This is a genomic window from Pseudomonas fluorescens (assembly GCF_902497875.1).
Classification (GTDB): Bacteria; Pseudomonadota; Gammaproteobacteria; order Pseudomonadales; family Pseudomonadaceae; genus Aquipseudomonas; species Aquipseudomonas fluorescens_BR.
The window spans coordinates 40,051-56,293 of record NZ_CABVHY010000001.1; the positions used below are offsets into that span (position 1 = coordinate 40,051).

Sequence of the window (16,243 nt, forward strand, 5' to 3'; positions counted from 1 at the left end):
TGCAGGCCTCTTCGCGGGCAAGCCCGGCTCCCACATTCGTTTAGTGTTGGCCACAAACCGGGGGCCAACCCAGAACCCTGTGGGAGCCGGGCTTGCCCGCGATAGCCGCGACTCGGTCTCAAATCAACCCTTGAGCTTCGACCAGATGCGGTCCTGCAGTTCGCGCGCCTTGTTGCTGCATTCTTTTTCCGGGCGCAGGCGTGAGGCGAACTCTTCGGGCATGTTGATGGCGTCCATGACCTTCCATTTGGCTTCGAGCAGGTTGTCGCTCTCGATGCCATTGGCATAGGCGATGGCGTTGGAGACCGCAGCGGCGTTTTCCGGCTTCATCATCCAGTTGATGAAGATTTTTGCATTGCCCGGATGCGGCGCGCTTTTGGGCACGGCGAAGTTGTCCTGGAACATCGCCAGGCCTTCGCGCGGGTAGACGTACTTGATGCTGCTCTTTTGCAGCGTGGCGCGGGCGGTGGAGCCGTTCCAGTTCTGCATCATGATCACTTCACCGGAGGCCATGCGGTCCACGGTGTTGTCCGAGCTGTACATCTTCAGGTGCGGCTTCTGTTTTTTCAGCAATTCGAGGATGCGCTTGGCGTCCTGCGGGTTTTCGCTGCACTCGTCGACCCCCAGGTAATGGCTGGCGGCATTGATCACGCTGCTCGAGGTGTCCAGCGCGGCGAGCTGACCTTCAAGCTCCTTGCGCGGTTCAAAGAACTCTTTCCAGGAGTCATCCAGCTTGCCGCCGGGGACTCGCGCGCTGTCATAGGAGAACCCGGTGGAACCCCAGAGATAAGGCGCGGAAAATTTGCGACCGGGGTCGAAAACCGGATCGCGAAACGCCAATTTGACGTGCTGGAAATTCGACATCTTCGCGGCGTCGATTTCCAGCAGCAGGTCCTGTCCGATCAACGTGCGCATGATCGACTGCGACGGCACGATCACGTCGTACGCGGCACCGCCGGCCTGCAATTTGGCCAGCAGGGTTTCGTTGCTGTCGTAGCCGTCCATGGTGACCTTGATGCCAGTCTCCTTCTCGAACTTGGCCAGCAGGTCCACCGGGTAGTAGTCGGTCCAGTTGTAGAAGAACAGTTGCTTGGGTTCCTCGGCCTGGGCACTCAGGGCAGCGACGCCACTCAGGGCCAGACCGGCGACGCCGTAACACAGGGCTTTGAACATCATCGTTTTACGCTCCTGGCAGGGACTGCCTGCGAATGGAAGAACACGTGGGGAACGGCTCATTGGTTGTGGGTCTTGCCGCGCTGCCCCAGCCAGAAGGCCAGTACCACCAGCACGATGGAAATCACCAGCATCAGGGTCGAGATCGCATTGATTTCCGGGGTCACGCCGGACTTGATCGCCGAGAAGATGTACACCGGCAGGGTGGTGGAGCCGGGGCCGGCGACGAAGAAGGTCATGATGAAATCATCGAGGCTGACCACGAACGCCAGCACTGCGCCGGACAGCACTGCCGGCCACAAAAGCGGCAGCGTCACCCGGCGAAAGCACTGCCACGGGTTGGCGTACAGATCGTTGGCCGCTTCCAGCAGGCTTTTGTCCAGATCGTTCAGGCGCGCGCGAATCGGCAGGTAGGCAAAGGGGATGCAGAAGCCGATGTGGGCGACGATCACCGTCAGCAGTCCGAGCTTGATCCCCAGTGCCATGAACAGCAGTAGGGTGGCCACGGCTGTGACGATTTCCGGGAGGATCAATGGCAGGTTGATCCCGCCTTCGACCATCTTCTGCCCGTAGAACGGCCGGTAGGTCGCCAGCGCGGCCAGCAGCGCAATCAGCGTGGCGCAGACCGTGGCGATGCTGGCGACAATGATCGAGTTCAGCGCGGCAGTCTGGATCGACGGGTTGGCGAGGATCCGTCCGTACCAGGCGAAGGAGAACTCGGTCCAGACCGTGGCCGAACGGTTGGCGTTGAAGCTGTAGGCGATCAGCACCAGGATCGGCAGGTACAGATAGGCCAGGATCAACAGGCTGATTTCGCGGGTCAGCGGCAGTTTCTTCAGGTGTAAGGCGATCATGCGCGGGCTCCCCGGCGAAGGGTGTTGGCGGTCTTGCGGCTGTAGAGGGCGTAGAACACCAGTGACACCAGCAAAATTCCCAGCAACAGGAACGACAGCGAACTGCCCAGCGGCCAGTTGCGCGCGGTGCCGAACTGCTGCTGGATCAGGTTGCCGATCATCAGGGTCTTGCCACCGCCGAGAATCGCCGGGGTGATAAAGGCTCCCAGACTGGGAACGAACACCAGCAGCGCACCGGCGATCACCCCCGGCATCGACAACGGCAGGATCACCCGACGCAGCGCGTGCCAGCGGTTGGCGCCGAGGTCGTAGGCGGCTTCCACCAGGCGCCAGTCGAGTTTTTCCAGGGTCGAATAGATCGGCAGGATCATGAAGGGCAGGAAGCTGTAGACCAGCCCGACGCTGACCGCGAAGTCGTTGTAGAGCAGGGTGATGCCGCCCGCTTGCGGGAACAGCGCGTTGAGGCCTTGCGCGACCCAGCCGTGTTCACGGAGGATGATCAGCCAGGCGTAATTGCGGATCAGCAGGTTGGTCCAGAACGGGATGGTGATCAGCAACACCATCAGATTGCGCTGCCGTGGCGCCAGGCTGGTCATCCACAACGCCACCGGAAAGCCGAACACAAAACACAACAGGGTGGTGCCACCGGCCTGTCCGATCGAACGCAACAAGGCCTGAGCGTAGACCCAGTTGAGTTCGAGTTCGCCGTCGAAACCCTCCTGGAAGAACAACTGCACGTAGCTGTGCAATTGCCAGTCGGCCTGCCAGTCGACGCCGCCATAGAGGTTGCGCGGCAACAGGCTGATGTAACCCATGATGCCCAGTGGAATGGCGATCAATGCCAGCAGTGTGAGCACGACCGGGCTCAGCAACAGCAGGCGGTTCAAGGCGGGAGAAGTGCTGCTGACGCTCATATCAGGCCTCCATCAGCAGGCAGGCGTGGGGCGGCAGATGCACGGCAACGCCGTCACCCACGGCGCGAGCGTCGTTGAGGCCTTCGTTGCTTTCGCGCAGCATGACCTTCACGTCATTGTTCAGCCGACACTGGTACAGCGTCGCGGTGCCGACATACAGCACCGTCTCGATGATCCCGCGCAAGTGATGGGGTTGCGATGGGTCGACCAGTTGCGAACGCTCCGGGCGGAAGGCCAGTTGCACGTTATCGCTGGCGAAACGACTGGCCGAGTTGCAGGGGATCTCTACCGGCATGCCGGTCGGCAGGAACAGCCCTTCGTTCTGCTGGCCACGCTTGAGACGGCCGGGAAGGAAGTTGATGTCGCCGATGAACTGCGCGACAAACTGATGTTGCGGGCGCTCGTAGATATCGTTCGGGGTACCGATCTGCAAAATCTTCCCGGCCGACATCACGGCGATGCGGTCGGACAGGGTCAGGGCTTCTTCCTGATCGTGGGTGACGAAGATGAAGGTGATGCCGGCTTCCTTTTGCACGCGCTTGAGCTCGACCTGCATTTCCTTGCGCAGCTTGAGGTCCAGCGCCGACAACGGCTCGTCCAGCAACAACACCTTGGGTTTGGGGGCCAGGGCGCGGGCCAGGGCCACGCGTTGCTGTTGACCGCCGGACAGTTCGGCCGGCTTGCGCTGCGCCAGGTGCTCCATTTGCACCAGCGCGAGCATTTCCTTGACCCTGGCCGCGATGGCACTTCGTTCAAGATTCAGCATATCGAGGCCGAAGGCGATATTCTGCGCGACACTCATGTGCGGAAACAGCGCGTAGCTCTGAAACACCGTATTGACCCGGCGCTTGAACGGCGGCAGGTCATTGACCCGCTGCCCGCCGATGTGGATCTCGCCGCTGCTGACCTGTTCAAAGCCGGCGATGGTGCGCAGCAAGGTGGTCTTGCCGCAGCCGGAGGGGCCGAGGAGCGTGAAGAATTCGTTGTGAGCGATGTTTACCGAGACGTTATCCAGTGCTGGCGCCACGCCGGGGTCGTCGGTGTAGTGCTTGGAAACGCTCAGCACTTCAATTGAGGCCTTGTGTTCCATAATGGTGCATTCCTCTTATTATTGTATGCAAAAATTGGATGCAATCTAGAAATACCCCGTTTAATCTGCCTGTGCAACCCCCATTTTTTGTTTGGCTACTCACCGCCATGGGCCGGTTGTTTATTGATAAAGGAGTGTTTGCATGGCTGAGAAAAAGCTGGAAACCACGGTGGATCGTGTCTACCAAGGGGTTTACGAGGCGATCAGCAAACGCACGCTGCGTCCAGGCATGAAGCTTGGGGAGGCGTCGCTGGCCGAGCTTTTTAATGTCAGCCGGACGTCGGTTCGGGCCGCGCTCAAGCAGCTCGAGGCCGATGGACTGGTGTCGACCGAGCCGAATAAAGGCGCCTCGGTGTCATTGCCCAGTGATGAGGAGATCCGTTCGTTGTTCGAAACCCGTCGCTTGATCGAGATCGGCATCGTCAGCGAACTCTGCCGGCGCCGGGACACGGCCGCCACGCAGGACTTGCGCGATCACCTGCTGCTGGAGGATGAAGCGGCGAAAAGCGGTGATCACGAGCGGCTGATTCATCTGCTCGGCGAGTTCCATATCAAGCTCGCGCAAACCCTGAACAATCCGGTGTTGCTCGACTGGTTCCGCAAGCTGATCTCGCGGGCCTCGCTGTATGCCGCGGCCCTGGATGATGACAGTCACGAAGCCTGTCGCGACGACGAACACCTGCGGTTGATCGAGTACATCGAAGCCGGCAACCAGAGCGCGGCCATCGAGTTGACCTGCATGCACCTGAACGGCATCGAGAAGGCGATTCTCGATGTAGCGGCGACCCTGAAGTCCGAGTACCACCCGCTCAAGCATCTGATTGAGGTGTGATACTCGTCTCTGCTGTTATTACCCCCGTCGATGCGCTATAGACAATGAAACGATCTTCATTGGGCATGCTCCAACGAAGTGGCACGAAGGGGGTTCAACCGGCGTGCGACCCTTTCCAGGATAGAGTCAGCCGATGCAGTTTTTATCTGAAAGCCACGGGTGCCAGGGCTGGAGCGGTGAAATGGCCGGGCGCATTCGTGCGTTCGACTGGTCCCTGACAGAGCTGGGCCCCATCGAAACCTGGTCGACCAGCCTGCGCAGTACCGTGCAGTTGCTGCTCGCCTCGCCGGTGCCACTGGTGGTGCTCTGGGGCAAACCTGGCTACATGATTTATAACGACGCCTATTCGCTGTTCGCCGGTGGGCGCCATCCGTATCTGCTGGGCTCGCCGGTTGAACTGGGCTGGCCGGAAATTGCCGAGTTCAACCGCACGGTGGTGGACACCTGCCTGGCCGGCGGTACCTTGTCGTTTCATAACAAAGAGTTGGTGTTGTTGCGTAATGGCCAGCCGGAAAGTGTCTGGATGGATTTGTATTACAGCCCGGTGGCCGGTGACGACCAGCTTCCGGCGGGGGTCATGGCGATCGTTGTCGAAACCACCGCCCATATCATCTCGGAGCGCCGTCGACAGGACGCCGAGCGGGCCTGGCGCGCCGCCAACGAACGGGTACAGCTGGCGCTTAATGCCGGTGCCTTGCTCGGTTCCTTTGTCATGGACATCAAGGCCAATCTGCTGTCCGGGGACGAGCGTTTTGCGCGGACTTTTTCCTATCCGCTCGAGCAGCCGCTGGACCAGCTGGCGCCTGATTTCGCCAGGGGCAGGATTCACCCCGATGACGTGGAGGAGGTCAATCAACTGTTTGCGCATTCGGTGCAACATGGCGGTGCCTTTAACGCCGAGTACCGCGTTCGGTGCCCTGACGACAGCTACCGCTGGGTGCTGGCCAGCGGTTGTTGCGAGTACGACGAGCAGGGCGAGGCCTTTCGCTTTCCCGGCGTACTGATCGACATCCACGAACGAAAAATCGCCGAGGCTTCGCTACTCAAACTTACCCGCAACCTCGAGCAGCGGGTCGCTGATGAAGTGCAGGCACGCATAGCGGCCGAAGAGCAATTGCGTCAGTCACAGAAGCTGGAAGCCATTGGCGGATTGACCGGTGGCGTCGCCCATGACTTCAACAACCTCTTGCAGGTGATTGCCGGGAACCTGCACCTGCTGGCTCGCCATGAGCCAGACAACCCGAACGTGCAACGCCGGGTCAGTGCGGCGATCGCCGCGGTCGAGCGCGGTGCCAAGCTGTCATCGCAGCTGCTCGCGTTCGCCCGTCGCCAGCCGTTGTCACCGGCGGTCTACAGTCCTCGGCGAATCTACGAAGGCCTGGGTGAACTGTTGCAGCGGGCCCTGGGTGAAACCATTCGGATTGACGTGCAGCTACCGAATGACCCCTGGTGCATTCATGTCGACCGCAACCAGCTGGAAAATGCCGTACTGAACCTGGCGATCAACGCCCGCGACGCGATGAGGGGCGAGGGGACTATTTGCATCAGCGCAGAGAACATCGCACTGGACCGCAGGTTTTGCGCGGGCAAGGGCATAACCGAGGGTGATTATGTGCGTTTGTCGGTGACCGATACGGGAGAGGGCATGCCTCCCGAGGTGCTCAAACAGGCTTTCGAACCCTTCTTCACCACCAAGGCCGATGGGCACGGCACTGGCCTGGGCTTGAGCATGGTGTTCGGTTTCGTCAAGCAAAGTGGCGGTCATGTGGAGATCGCCAGCCATGCCGGGCAGGGCACCACGGTGCAGATGTATTTCCCCCGCAGTACGTTGCCGCAAACCCCGGAGTCGCCGATCAATGGCGCTCAACAGCCAGGTGGGCAGGAGACCATCCTGGTGGTGGAAGACAACGAGGATGTGCGCGCCGCGGCCGTCGAACTGTTGCAGCAGTCCGGCTACAACGTGCTGACTGCAGCCAACGGCGATAGGGCGATGGAGATCTTGTTGGAGAATGCCAGGGTGGATCTGATTTTCACCGATGTGGTGATGCCCGGGCTGATCAAAAGCGCCGACCTGGCCGCCTGGGCCAAGGTGCAATCGCCACCCATTGCGGTGCTGTTCACTTCGGGGCACACCCGCGACATCATCTCGCGCAACCACCAACTCAGTCCCGATACCCACCTGTTGAGCAAGCCCTACGGGCCGGATGCACTCAGCACTATGGTCAGGACCCTGCTCGGCGCGTGAACCTTGCCCCGATATGACTTGAGCGACGACTCGGCACTCACCTACACAAGGCTGGCCCATGACATCACAGCGAAACAACCCTCCAGACCGTCCAGGTTTCGTCAGGGTGCGCGGTGCCCGAGAGCACAACCTGCAGAATGTCGATGTGGACATTCCCCGGGACGCGCTGGTGGTTTTTACCGGGGTCTCCGGCTCGGGCAAATCCTCGCTGGCGTTCTCGACCTTGTATGCCGAAGCGCAACGACGCTACTTCGAATCCGTGGCGCCTTATGCGCGGCGCCTGATCGACCAGGTGGGCGTGCCGGATGTGGACTCCATCGAAGGCCTGCCGCCTGCGGTGGCCCTGCAACAGCAACGCGGCACGCCCAGCACGCGTTCTTCGGTAGGCAGCGTCACTACCTTGTCGAGCTTGATTCGCATGCTCTATTCCCGGGCCGGCAGCTATCCGCCGGGGCAGCCGATGCTCTATGCCGAGGACTTCTCACCGAATACGCCCCAAGGTGCTTGCCCTGAGTGTCATGGCCTGGGCCGGGTCTACGAAGTCAGCGAGACGACGATGGTCCCGGATCCTTCGCTGACCATCCGCGAGCGTGCGGTGGCGTCCTGGCCGACGGCGTGGCAGGGGCAAAACCTGCGGGACATTCTGGTGACCCTCGGTTATGACGTCGACGTGCCCTGGCGCGACCTGCCAAAAAAGCAGCGCGACTGGATCCTCTTCACTGATGAGCAACCGACGGTTCCGGTGTACGCCGGGTTCACCCCGGCGCAAACCCGGCAAGCCCTCAAGCGCAAACTCGAACCCAGCTATCAGGGCACTTTCACGGGTGCGCGGCGCTATGTCTTGCACACCTTCACCCACTCGCAAAGCGCCCTGATGAAAAAGCGCGTGGCGCAATTCATGCTTGGCAGCCCATGCCCGTTGTGTGACGGCAAGCGTCTCAAGCGCGAAGCGCTGTCAGTGACCTTCGCCGGTCTGGATATCGGCGAACTGTCGCAAATGCCCTTGCTGCAAGTGGTCGAGGTATTGAAACCGGTCGCCGCCCAGAGCTTCCTTGAACACGCCGATGCTGGCGGCGAAGTGCTGAGCCACAGCCAGACCCGCGAAGCGCGCGAGGCGCGGGTAGCCCATGGCGGCATGGCCCATGCGGCTGCACCGGATGTCCGGCACACGCCCAATCTGTCACTGGAAAAGCGTCTGGCCGCGCAACGCATCGCCCAGGACCTGCTGGAGCGGGTCAGCACCCTGACCGATCTTGGGTTGGGCTACCTGGCACTGGAGCGCAGCACGCCGACCCTGTCATCCGGCGAGTTGCAGCGCCTGCGCCTGGCCACTCAACTGGGCTCGCAATTGTTTGGGGTGATCTACGTACTGGACGAACCCTCGGCCGGATTGCATCCGGCAGATGGTGAAGCGCTGTTCGAAGCCTTGCAGCGCCTCAAGGCGGCGGGGAATTCGTTGTTCGTGGTCGAGCACGACCTGGAAACCATGCGCCGCGCCGACTGGCTGATCGATGTCGGCCCGGCCGCTGGCGAGCATGGTGGCCACGTGCTGTACAGCGGACCGCCGGCCGGTCTGGCGCAGGTTGCAGCGTCGCAGACCCGCGCTTACCTGTTCGCTGAGCAACGGACCGCGAAACGCAGCGTTCGTCAGGCCAGCGATTGGCTGCGCCTCGAAGGCGTCAGCCGCAACAACCTGAACAATCTCAGCGTCGAGTTTCCTCTGGGCTGTTTTACCGCGGTGACCGGCGTCTCCGGGTCCGGCAAGTCGAGCCTGGTCAGCCAGGCCTTGCTGGAATTGGTCGGCACCCATCTTGGGCGGGCGCAGAACAATGCCGAGCCGCAGGAACTGAGCCTGGAGGATGAGACGCCGCAAGCCAGTGGCGGACAGGTGACTGCCGGTCTCGAATCGATAAAGCGCCTGGTGCAGGTCGACCAGAAACCCATTGGCCGTACGCCTCGTTCAAACCTGGCGACGTACACCGGTCTGTTCGACCACGTGCGCAAGCTGTTCGCCGCAACACCCGAGGCGCGCAAGCAACAGTATGACGCCGGCCAGTTTTCCTTCAACGTCGCCAAGGGCCGCTGCGCGACCTGCGAGGGCGAAGGCTTTGTCAGCGTTGAATTGCTGTTCATGCCCAGCGTTTATGCGCCGTGCCCGACCTGTCACGGAGCGCGCTACAACCCGCAAACCCTGGCCATCACCTGGCAGGGTCTGAACATCGCCGAGGTGCTGCAGCTCACTGTGGAGCAGGCGGTCGAAGTGTTCGCCGAGCAACCCGGGGTGCGCCGCTCCCTGGAGGTGTTGCGTGATATCGGTCTGGGTTATCTGCGTCTCGGCCAGCCTGCCACCGAACTCTCGGGTGGCGAAGCACAACGGATCAAACTGGCCACTGAACTGCAACGCAGTCAGCGCGGCGCGACCCTCTATGTGCTGGATGAGCCAACCACCGGCCTGCACCCGCGTGACGTCGACCGCTTGCTTGAGCAACTGAACAATCTGGTAGACGCCGGGCACTCGGTGATCGTTGTCGAGCATGAAATGCGTGTTGTCGCGCAAAGTGACTGGCTGATCGACATCGGTCCCGGCGCCGGGGATCAGGGCGGAACAGTGGTTGCCTGTGGTGCACCGCACACAGTCGCGAAAAACCAGAAAAGTCGTACCGCGCCCTTTCTGGCCAGGGTCCTGGCTCAAGCAACCGCTTGAAGGGAAGGACCGCGGAGGTTGGCCGCGGTCCGGGTACCCAATCATCCTTCTCTTGTGGACACGCTGGAGTCTTTTCGCCATCTGCAGATTGGGCGACGAACGGTTACCGCTGGTCTGATTGGCGGTCGACAGAAGGGCATAGGCAAGGCCATGCTGGTACTTGGTGATTGCGATAAAACGCAGTTGCCTCCGATCAACAAACGGAGGTGTTCCATGCCGGTGAACCATGATCTTTATCAGGATTTGGGCTGCACGAAGGAAGTCATCCAACAAAAGCGCGCCAACGACCCCCATCTCCACTCCTTGCTCGATCAATACTCAAGCATCGATGCCGAAGTGCTGAAGGCCGAGGCTGCGGCAGCCGCTGATGATGAGCTGATGAAGCTCAAGGGGAAACGTGCGATTCTCAAAAGAGATATATTAAATTTGACGAAGCAATCCTGAATCTGTGAAATCCTGAGCGGGGTTGCGCAGATTGTCTGTGCACCCCGCCAGATTGTCCCCCTGTCATTATTTGAATGCTCACGCTGTCAGTTCTTCCGCCATCCTCTGGGCAGGGTATTTGCGTCGACGGCCGGTGGGCAAATAAATGGAACGGCGATAAATGTCCACTCCTCGAAATATCAGAGTCTGAATTTCCAGGCTTGAAGCGAGGTGTTTATGAGCGATCCAAGATTTCCCAGCGAAGAACAGGGCGGTTATGACCCCATGCCGACGTCCCCTGACCCATTGGGCCCAGGACGCACCGCGGTCAAGCCGGAGAAAGAGCGGGGTATTGATGAGCTGCCGGACAACGAAGTCGTGCGGCCATTGGATGAGGACGATGAAACCGGTATGGACCCGGAGCGGATACAGGAAGAGACCGATAATGCGGTGCAGGACAAGCCGATGGATCCGCGTTGAGCCCTGCGAGTTGTCCAGTTGCTATGTTCATATACCCAACTTTCTCCCCAAGGGGCATGGGTATCTACACATCTCACGGCTAGAACTCCTGTAGCAGCTGTCGAGTAGAACGAGGCAGCGTCCGAGGACGGAGTCCTCGTAAAAGCTGTGCTCGCGGTTTATCTGAAACACTGAAGTGCAGGGTCTTACGGCTGCTTCGCAGCCGGACGCGCCTCGTTCTACTCGACAGCTGATACGCCCTGCATTGCCTGACTCAACGGCAGTCTTGCCATATTGCTCGCCTTGAGCGATCCCAGATACAGCCAGTCACCGTACTCGCGTACCGTGGTAATCGGCGAGTAATTGCCGCTGCTGTTGTCCTGCAGGTTGGCAACCACCTTGCCTTCAGTGTCCAGTCCCAGGGCGAACGCGCGTTTCTCGATGGGTTTGGGCAGGACCATCAGCGCCCGGACCAGCATTTTGCGCAGATAAGGGTAACCGGCGGTGCCGTCGAGCAGTGGACTGCGCGGGGCATAGAGCGCGACCCAGAAACGGTCGCTGCCATTGAAACTCAGGTTGTCGGGCAGGCCCGGCAGATTGTCGATAAACACGTCATGGGTACCGGCCCTGGCGCCGGTCAGCCAGTAACGGCTGATGCGATAGGCGCCGGTTTCATTGACCAGCACAAAGGCTTCGTTCGGCCCCAGTGCCACGCCATTGGCGAACTCCAGCCGGTCCAGCAGCAGCTCGGTCTTGCCGGTCTGGAAGTCGTAGCGCAGCAGTCGCCCGTCACCGCCGTGTTCGATAATGGCCTCACCATCCTTGCCATAACCCCAGCGGCTCGAGGCATCGCTGAAATAGGCATAACGACCGGTTGTATCGACCGCGACATCATCGGTGAAACCAAAGGGCAGACCATCGGCTTCGACGGTCAGAACTGCCAGTTGACCCTGAGCGTCCAGTGCCAGCAAACCCTTGATCCCGTCAGCAATGATCAACCGGCCGTCCGGATGCCGGGCCAGGCCCAACGGCCGGCCGCCAGTATCGGTCAGCACGTCGAGGATCTTGCCATCAAGGCTGGTGCGGATCACCCGACCGTCGTGCAGGCCACTGATGAGAAAACCCTCCTCCAACAGCAGCGCTTCGGGCCCGGCAATATCCGCGGCACCGACTTTTTCCGCTGCCTTGGGCTTTTGGTTTTCGCTGTAGGCGCCGTCACTTAGCGACGGCGCGGTAGCCGGGGTCCAGCTGACCGGCTGGACCTTGGTCGGCATCAGCAGCAGAAAAGCCGCGATGGCGATCACCAGCACTAGAACCAGGTGGCGAATCTTGACTCGACGGGGGGCGGGGGCATTCTTCATCAAGCGCTCACTCCTGTCTGGGCCGGGAGGGTTCGCAGCGCCATCTCGGACAATGCCAGCAGGGACGCTGCCGATTCGCGTTCTATCCGTTGCTTGAACAGCAACTGGTTGCCCAGACGCATCAGCAGCCCACTGAAGCGATATTCCAGGGTGCGGCTGAACCGGGTGCCATTGCCCGCGGCAGGCTGGCATTCATAGGTCACCAGCAACTCAAGGCCATGGTCACCCTGGGCCCGCGCGCTCCAGCGGCGACCCGGTAGGTATTCGTTGACTTCCCAGCTCAAATGGCCGGAACGGCCGCCCGCGTGAATGTCTTCTTCAAAGCGCGCCCCGGCATGCAGCGGGCCGCTCTGGCCTTCGACCTTGAGCGACGACGGATGCCATTCCGGCCAACGGCTGGAGCTGCTGGCATAGGCGAGAACGGCTTCCGGGCTACGGGCGATATCGACGTGATGCTGCATGCGGGTCATGGGCGGTCTCGTGGTCAGAGAGTAGGGTTTGGCTTCGGGCTCCCAATACAGCGTGCCAAAAAAATAGTCCATCAGCGGCAGGACGATATTGAAATTGCGTTCCTGCATCAGTTCGTGACGGTGATGCAGTTCATGCAGGCGGCGCATCTGGCGAATCCACGGCAGCCGGGTGATCGGGTTGCCTGGCGGCAGATGCTCGCAGGCATGGAACACCTCGTAGGCCAGATAGCCAAGAATCATGCAGCCGGCAAACAGCCCGGCGACATTGGCATTGAGCTGCTTGAGCAGCCACCAGGCGGGAAGGGTGATCAGCAGGCTGTGCAACACGATCAACCAGGCCGGGAACAGAATCACCCGCCAGTCGCGGGCGCTGTCGTAGGTCATCTGACCCGGCGCGAAAAAACTGTGGTGATCACCGGCATGCCGCGCATAAAACATCCGCGCAAAACTCTTTTTATGATGCCCAAGATGGCGGTGCACGGTGTAGATGCAAAAGTTGAAGAACAGCAAGGTCAGCGGTACCGCCAGCCATTCCAGCGGTTGCACCTGGTCCAGGGTGCGCCAGAACAACCCGATGCACAGCAACCCGAAGCCCAGCACGAAGCCGCCATGCAGCCACGGGTTGTACAGCGGATGGATGCCGGCACGGTAGCGGCTGCGAAACGCCTGGGTGGACTGCTTCACTGCGGTCTCCTGTTGTCATTGTTATTGACAGAAGATTAGCCCTGGCCGGGTTTGCCGGCTAATGGTTATTCGCGGTGATGGTTTGAGTTGTAGCTGGGTACATCGATTGCATCAGTCGAACGAAGTACCTGTGGCGAGGGGGCTTGCCCCCGCTGGGGCGCGAAGCGGCCCTAAAACCGGCAATCGCGGTTTTTCAGGTAGAACGCACCCGCAGGTTTTACGACTGCTACGCAGCCGAACGGGGCGGTGCGGCGTTCCGACAAGCCCCCTCGCCACAGTAAGCCCCCTCACCATAGGGGTTCATCGTCAAGCCTTGGGTTGGCTGTTTCGATCAACGTCCCAAACTCACCGGCTCGCGCAAATGCCGGGTCGGGAAGTGCCGGGCGTAGGCCTGGCACACCCGCAGCACCTGATCATCGGCATAACGCGCGGCGACCACCTGCAGACCCACCGGCAAGCCGTTAGGCGCCACTCCGCAGGGCACCGACGCGGCGGGTTGCTGGGTCAGGTTGAAGGGGTAGCTGAAGGGCGTCCATTCCATCCATTCGCCAAAGGGTGAACCTGGCGGCACGTTGTGGCCCGCCTCGAACGCGGTGATCGGCAGCATCGGCGAGACCAGAACGTCATAACGCAGGTGGAAGGCGCTCATCCTGGCCACCAGCGCGGCGCGGGCTTCGAGGGCGCTGGTGTAGTCGCTCAGGCTGATCCGTTCGCCGAGCTCGGCGATCCGCAATAGCCCCGGGTCGAGCAGTTCGCGCTGGGCGTTGCTCAGTTGCCCGGCCAGGCGCGCGGCCCCGGCGAACCACAGGGTATTGAACATCTCCAGCGGGTCGCTGAAACCCGGGTCGATCTGCTCGACCTCCGCGCCCAGTTGCGCCAGGCCTTGCACTGCCTGGGCGACCAGAAGGGCGACCTGCGGGTCCACCTGCACATGGCCGAAGTCCGGGCTGTAGGCGATGCGCAAGCCTTTGAGGTCAGCGCCTTCCCGCAGCCAAGGCGTGCTGCGCGGTGCGCCGATCAACCCGTCGCGGGCATCGGGGCGGGCGACGGTTTGCAGCATCAGCACAGCGTCTTCCACGGTGCGGGTCATGGGGCCGAGATGTGAGAGGATGGTCATGGCGCTGGCCGGCCATTGCGGTACATAGCCAAAGGTCGGCTTGATCCCGAAGGTGCCGGTGAAGGCACAGGGAATCCGGATCGAACCGCCGGCATCGCTGCCCTGGTGCAGCACCCCGAGATTCAGCGCGGCCGCGGCTGCGGCACCGCCGGACGAGCCGCCGGCGGTCATCCGCGTGTCCCATGGATTGCGGGTGATGCCATACAGCGGGTTATCGGTCACGCCTTTCCAGCCGAATTCCGGGGTGGTGGTCTTGCCCAGCAACACCGCGCCGGCCTCGCGCATGAACGCAGTGAAGGGCGCGTCCACCTCCCACGGCCCTTGCGCTGAAGTGCTGCGCGAACCTTTGCGCGTCGGCATGCCCCGGGTCAGGGTCAGGTCCTTGATCGACGCCGGCAGGCCATCCAGCGCGCCGCAAGGCTGGCCTTTGAGCCAGCGTTGTTCGGAGGCGCGCGCCGCCGCCAGTGCGCCTTGCGGGTCGACGTGGCAGTAGGCGTTGACCTGCGGATTGAAGCGCTCGATTCGCCCCAGTGCGTCTTCGGTCACTTCGACCGGCGACAGGCTCTTGTCGCGGTAGCGGGCGAGCAGTTCGACGCCGCTCATCTCGGCGATAGCGCTGTGCTCGATCATACGGATTTCCCTCCCTGGGCGGCATTGACCATCGCCCGCAGCAATACCGCACAACCGGCTGCCAGATCATCCGGGGCGGCGTTCTCGATTTCGTTGTGGCTGATGCCGCCTTCGCACGGCACGAAAATCATCCCGGCCGGACCGAGTTCGGCGACAAAGATCGCGTCATGCCCGGCGCCGCTGACGATGTCCATATGACTCAGGCCCAGTTGTTGCGCGCCTTGGCGCACCGCATCGACGCAAACAGCAGCGAAGTCCAGCGGCGGGAAGTCGGCGGTCGGAGTCAGCTCAAAACTCAGCCCATGCTGCTCGCAGGAGGTTTCGATGACCGCGCGGACTTCGTCGACCATGGTTTGCAGCTTATCTGCATGCAGGTGGCGCAGGTCGATGGTCATGTGCACCTGGCCAGGAATGACGTTGCGCGAACCCGGATGCAGGCTCAGGCAGCCGACAGTGCCGCAGGCATGGGGTTGATGGGCATGGGCGATGCGATTGACCGCGCTGACCACTTGCGCGGCGCCGACCAGGGCATCCTTGCGCAGGTGCATGGGCGTCGGCCCGGCATGGGCTTCGACGCCGGTCAGGGTCAGGTCGAACCACTTCTGCCCAAGGCAACCCATGACTACGCCGATGGTGGTCTGGCGGTCTTCGAGCACCGGGCCCTGTTCGATATGCGCTTCAAAATAGGCGCCCACCGGATGCCCGAGTACCGCCCGCGAACCGGCATAACCGATGCGCTGCAATTCAGCCCCCACCGACAACCCTTGTTCATCCTGCGTGAGCAGGGTTTCGCCGAGGTCGAATTTGCCGGCGAACACCCCCGAACCCATCATGCACGGTGGAAAGCGTGAGCCTTCCTCGTTGGTCCAGACCACCACTTCGATGGGCGCATCGGTTTCCAGCCCGAGGTCATTCAGGGTGCGGATCACTTCCAGTCCGGCCATGACCCCGTAACAGCCGTCGAACTTGCCGCCGGTGGGTTGGGTGTCGATATGGCTGCCGGTCATCACCGGCGCACGCTTGGGATCGCGCCCGGCACGGCGGGCAAAGATGTTGCCGATGGCGTCGACGCTGACGCTGCATCCGGCCTCTTCACACCAGCGCACGAACAGGTCGCGGGCCTGGCGATCGAGGTCGGTCAGGGCCAGGCGACAGACCCCACCCTTGACGGTGGCGCCCAATTGCGCGAGGTCCATCAGTGATTGCCAGAGCCGGTCGCGGTTGATCAGCGGTGCGTTGCTGTCGAGGTGTTGCGATGGATCGAGACGGCTGTTCATAAAAGAAGTG

Annotated in this window: 13 protein-coding genes; 5 read left to right on the plus strand and 8 right to left on the minus strand. The window is 61.5% G+C overall.

The features are described from left to right. Window positions 1–123: 123 nt before the first annotated feature. From F8N85_RS00230 to F8N85_RS00245, 4 genes are read right to left on the minus strand one after another with little or no spacing between them, the layout of a single operon-like run. Window positions 124–1,176 carry an extracellular solute-binding protein gene (locus F8N85_RS00230; RefSeq protein ID WP_150801693.1) on the minus strand — a complete coding sequence of 351 codons (1,053 nt, stop codon included), beginning with the start codon at window positions 1,174–1,176 and terminating at the stop codon, window positions 124–126. Between the two features lie 56 nt (window positions 1,177–1,232). Next, the gene (locus F8N85_RS00235) at window positions 1,233–2,027 is read right to left on the minus strand and encodes an ABC transporter permease (protein WP_150801694.1); all 795 of its coding nucleotides are present in this window, start codon (window positions 2,025–2,027) and stop codon (window positions 1,233–1,235) included. Next, on the minus strand, window positions 2,024–2,941 hold the full coding sequence (locus F8N85_RS00240; protein ID WP_150801695.1) for an ABC transporter permease: 918 nt from the start codon (window positions 2,939–2,941) through the stop codon (window positions 2,024–2,026). Before F8N85_RS00240 ends, F8N85_RS00235 begins: the two co-directional genes overlap by 4 nt. A gap of 1 nt (window position 2,942) precedes the next feature. After that, on the minus strand, window positions 2,943–4,031 hold the full coding sequence (locus tag F8N85_RS00245) for an ABC transporter ATP-binding protein (protein ID WP_150801696.1): 1,089 nt from the start codon (window positions 4,029–4,031) through the stop codon (window positions 2,943–2,945). 142 nt (window positions 4,032–4,173) lie between these two features. Here F8N85_RS00245 and F8N85_RS00250 point away from each other — a divergent pair, with 142 nt between their 5' ends. The 5 genes from F8N85_RS00250 (at window position 4,174) to F8N85_RS00270 (ending at window position 10,715) form a co-directional block, all read left to right on the plus strand. Beyond that, window positions 4,174–4,863: a GntR family transcriptional regulator gene (locus F8N85_RS00250; protein WP_150801697.1), complete on the plus strand. Its 690-nt coding sequence runs from the start codon at window positions 4,174–4,176 to the stop codon at window positions 4,861–4,863. A gap of 133 nt (window positions 4,864–4,996) precedes the next feature. After that, entirely contained in the window at window positions 4,997–7,108 is a 2,112-nt protein-coding gene (locus F8N85_RS00255; protein ID WP_150801698.1) for a PAS domain-containing hybrid sensor histidine kinase/response regulator, read from the plus strand. A 58-nt stretch (window positions 7,109–7,166) separates the two neighbouring features. Next, window positions 7,167–9,812, plus strand: coding sequence for an excinuclease ABC subunit UvrA (gene uvrA / locus F8N85_RS00260; protein WP_150801699.1), 2,646 nt, complete (start codon window positions 7,167–7,169; stop codon window positions 9,810–9,812). A gap of 213 nt (window positions 9,813–10,025) precedes the next feature. Beyond that, complete coding sequence (locus F8N85_RS00265; RefSeq protein WP_150801700.1) at window positions 10,026–10,256, plus strand: hypothetical protein; 231 nt, start codon at window positions 10,026–10,028, stop codon at window positions 10,254–10,256. Window positions 10,257–10,472: 216 nt separating this feature from the next. Then, window positions 10,473–10,715: a hypothetical protein gene (locus F8N85_RS00270; RefSeq protein WP_150801701.1), complete on the plus strand. Its 243-nt coding sequence runs from the start codon at window positions 10,473–10,475 to the stop codon at window positions 10,713–10,715. 218 nt (window positions 10,716–10,933) lie between these two features. Here F8N85_RS00270 and F8N85_RS00275 read toward each other — a convergent pair whose 3' ends face one another. The 4 genes from F8N85_RS00275 to F8N85_RS00290 all read right to left on the minus strand — a co-directional run bounded on the left by F8N85_RS00275 (window position 10,934) and on the right by F8N85_RS00290 (window position 16,233). Beyond that, window positions 10,934–12,055: an SMP-30/gluconolactonase/LRE family protein gene (locus F8N85_RS00275; protein ID WP_150801702.1), complete on the minus strand. Its 1,122-nt coding sequence runs from the start codon at window positions 12,053–12,055 to the stop codon at window positions 10,934–10,936. Continuing rightward, window positions 12,055–13,209 carry an SRPBCC family protein gene (locus F8N85_RS00280; protein WP_150801703.1) on the minus strand — a complete coding sequence of 385 codons (1,155 nt, stop codon included), beginning with the start codon at window positions 13,207–13,209 and terminating at the stop codon, window positions 12,055–12,057. The genes F8N85_RS00275 and F8N85_RS00280 overlap by 1 nt, the downstream gene beginning before the upstream one ends. A gap of 331 nt (window positions 13,210–13,540) precedes the next feature. Next, a complete protein-coding gene (locus F8N85_RS00285; protein WP_150801704.1) occupies window positions 13,541–14,956 on the minus strand; it encodes an amidase in 1,416 nt (471 codons plus the stop codon). After that, a complete protein-coding gene (locus tag F8N85_RS00290; RefSeq protein ID WP_150801705.1) occupies window positions 14,953–16,233 on the minus strand; it encodes a Zn-dependent hydrolase in 1,281 nt (426 codons plus the stop codon). The genes F8N85_RS00285 and F8N85_RS00290 overlap by 4 nt, the downstream gene beginning before the upstream one ends. Between the last annotated feature and the right edge of the window lie 10 nt (window positions 16,234–16,243).

Excerpts from the sequence above, each read along its gene's own strand:
- F8N85_RS00230 (WP_150801693.1), bottom strand. The coding sequence starts at position 1,176 with ATGATGTTCAAAGCCCTGTGTTACGGCGTCGCCGGTCTGGCCCTGAGT.
- F8N85_RS00235 (WP_150801694.1), bottom strand. The coding sequence starts at position 2,027 with ATGATCGCCTTACACCTGAAGAAACTGCCGCTGACCCGCGAAATCAGC.
- F8N85_RS00240 (WP_150801695.1), bottom strand. The coding sequence starts at position 2,941 with ATGAGCGTCAGCAGCACTTCTCCCGCCTTGAACCGCCTGCTGTTGCTG.
- F8N85_RS00245 (WP_150801696.1), bottom strand. The coding sequence starts at position 4,031 with ATGGAACACAAGGCCTCAATTGAAGTGCTGAGCGTTTCCAAGCACTAC.
- F8N85_RS00250 (WP_150801697.1), top strand. The coding sequence starts at position 4,174 with ATGGCTGAGAAAAAGCTGGAAACCACGGTGGATCGTGTCTACCAAGGG.
- F8N85_RS00255 (WP_150801698.1), top strand. The coding sequence starts at position 4,997 with ATGCAGTTTTTATCTGAAAGCCACGGGTGCCAGGGCTGGAGCGGTGAA.
- uvrA (WP_150801699.1), top strand. The coding sequence starts at position 7,167 with ATGACATCACAGCGAAACAACCCTCCAGACCGTCCAGGTTTCGTCAGG.
- F8N85_RS00265 (WP_150801700.1), top strand. The coding sequence starts at position 10,026 with ATGCCGGTGAACCATGATCTTTATCAGGATTTGGGCTGCACGAAGGAA.
- F8N85_RS00270 (WP_150801701.1), top strand. The coding sequence starts at position 10,473 with ATGAGCGATCCAAGATTTCCCAGCGAAGAACAGGGCGGTTATGACCCC.
- F8N85_RS00275 (WP_150801702.1), bottom strand. The coding sequence starts at position 12,055 with ATGAAGAATGCCCCCGCCCCCCGTCGAGTCAAGATTCGCCACCTGGTT.
- F8N85_RS00285 (WP_150801704.1), bottom strand. The coding sequence starts at position 14,956 with ATGATCGAGCACAGCGCTATCGCCGAGATGAGCGGCGTCGAACTGCTC.
- F8N85_RS00290 (WP_150801705.1), bottom strand. The coding sequence starts at position 16,233 with ATGAACAGCCGTCTCGATCCATCGCAACACCTCGACAGCAACGCACCG.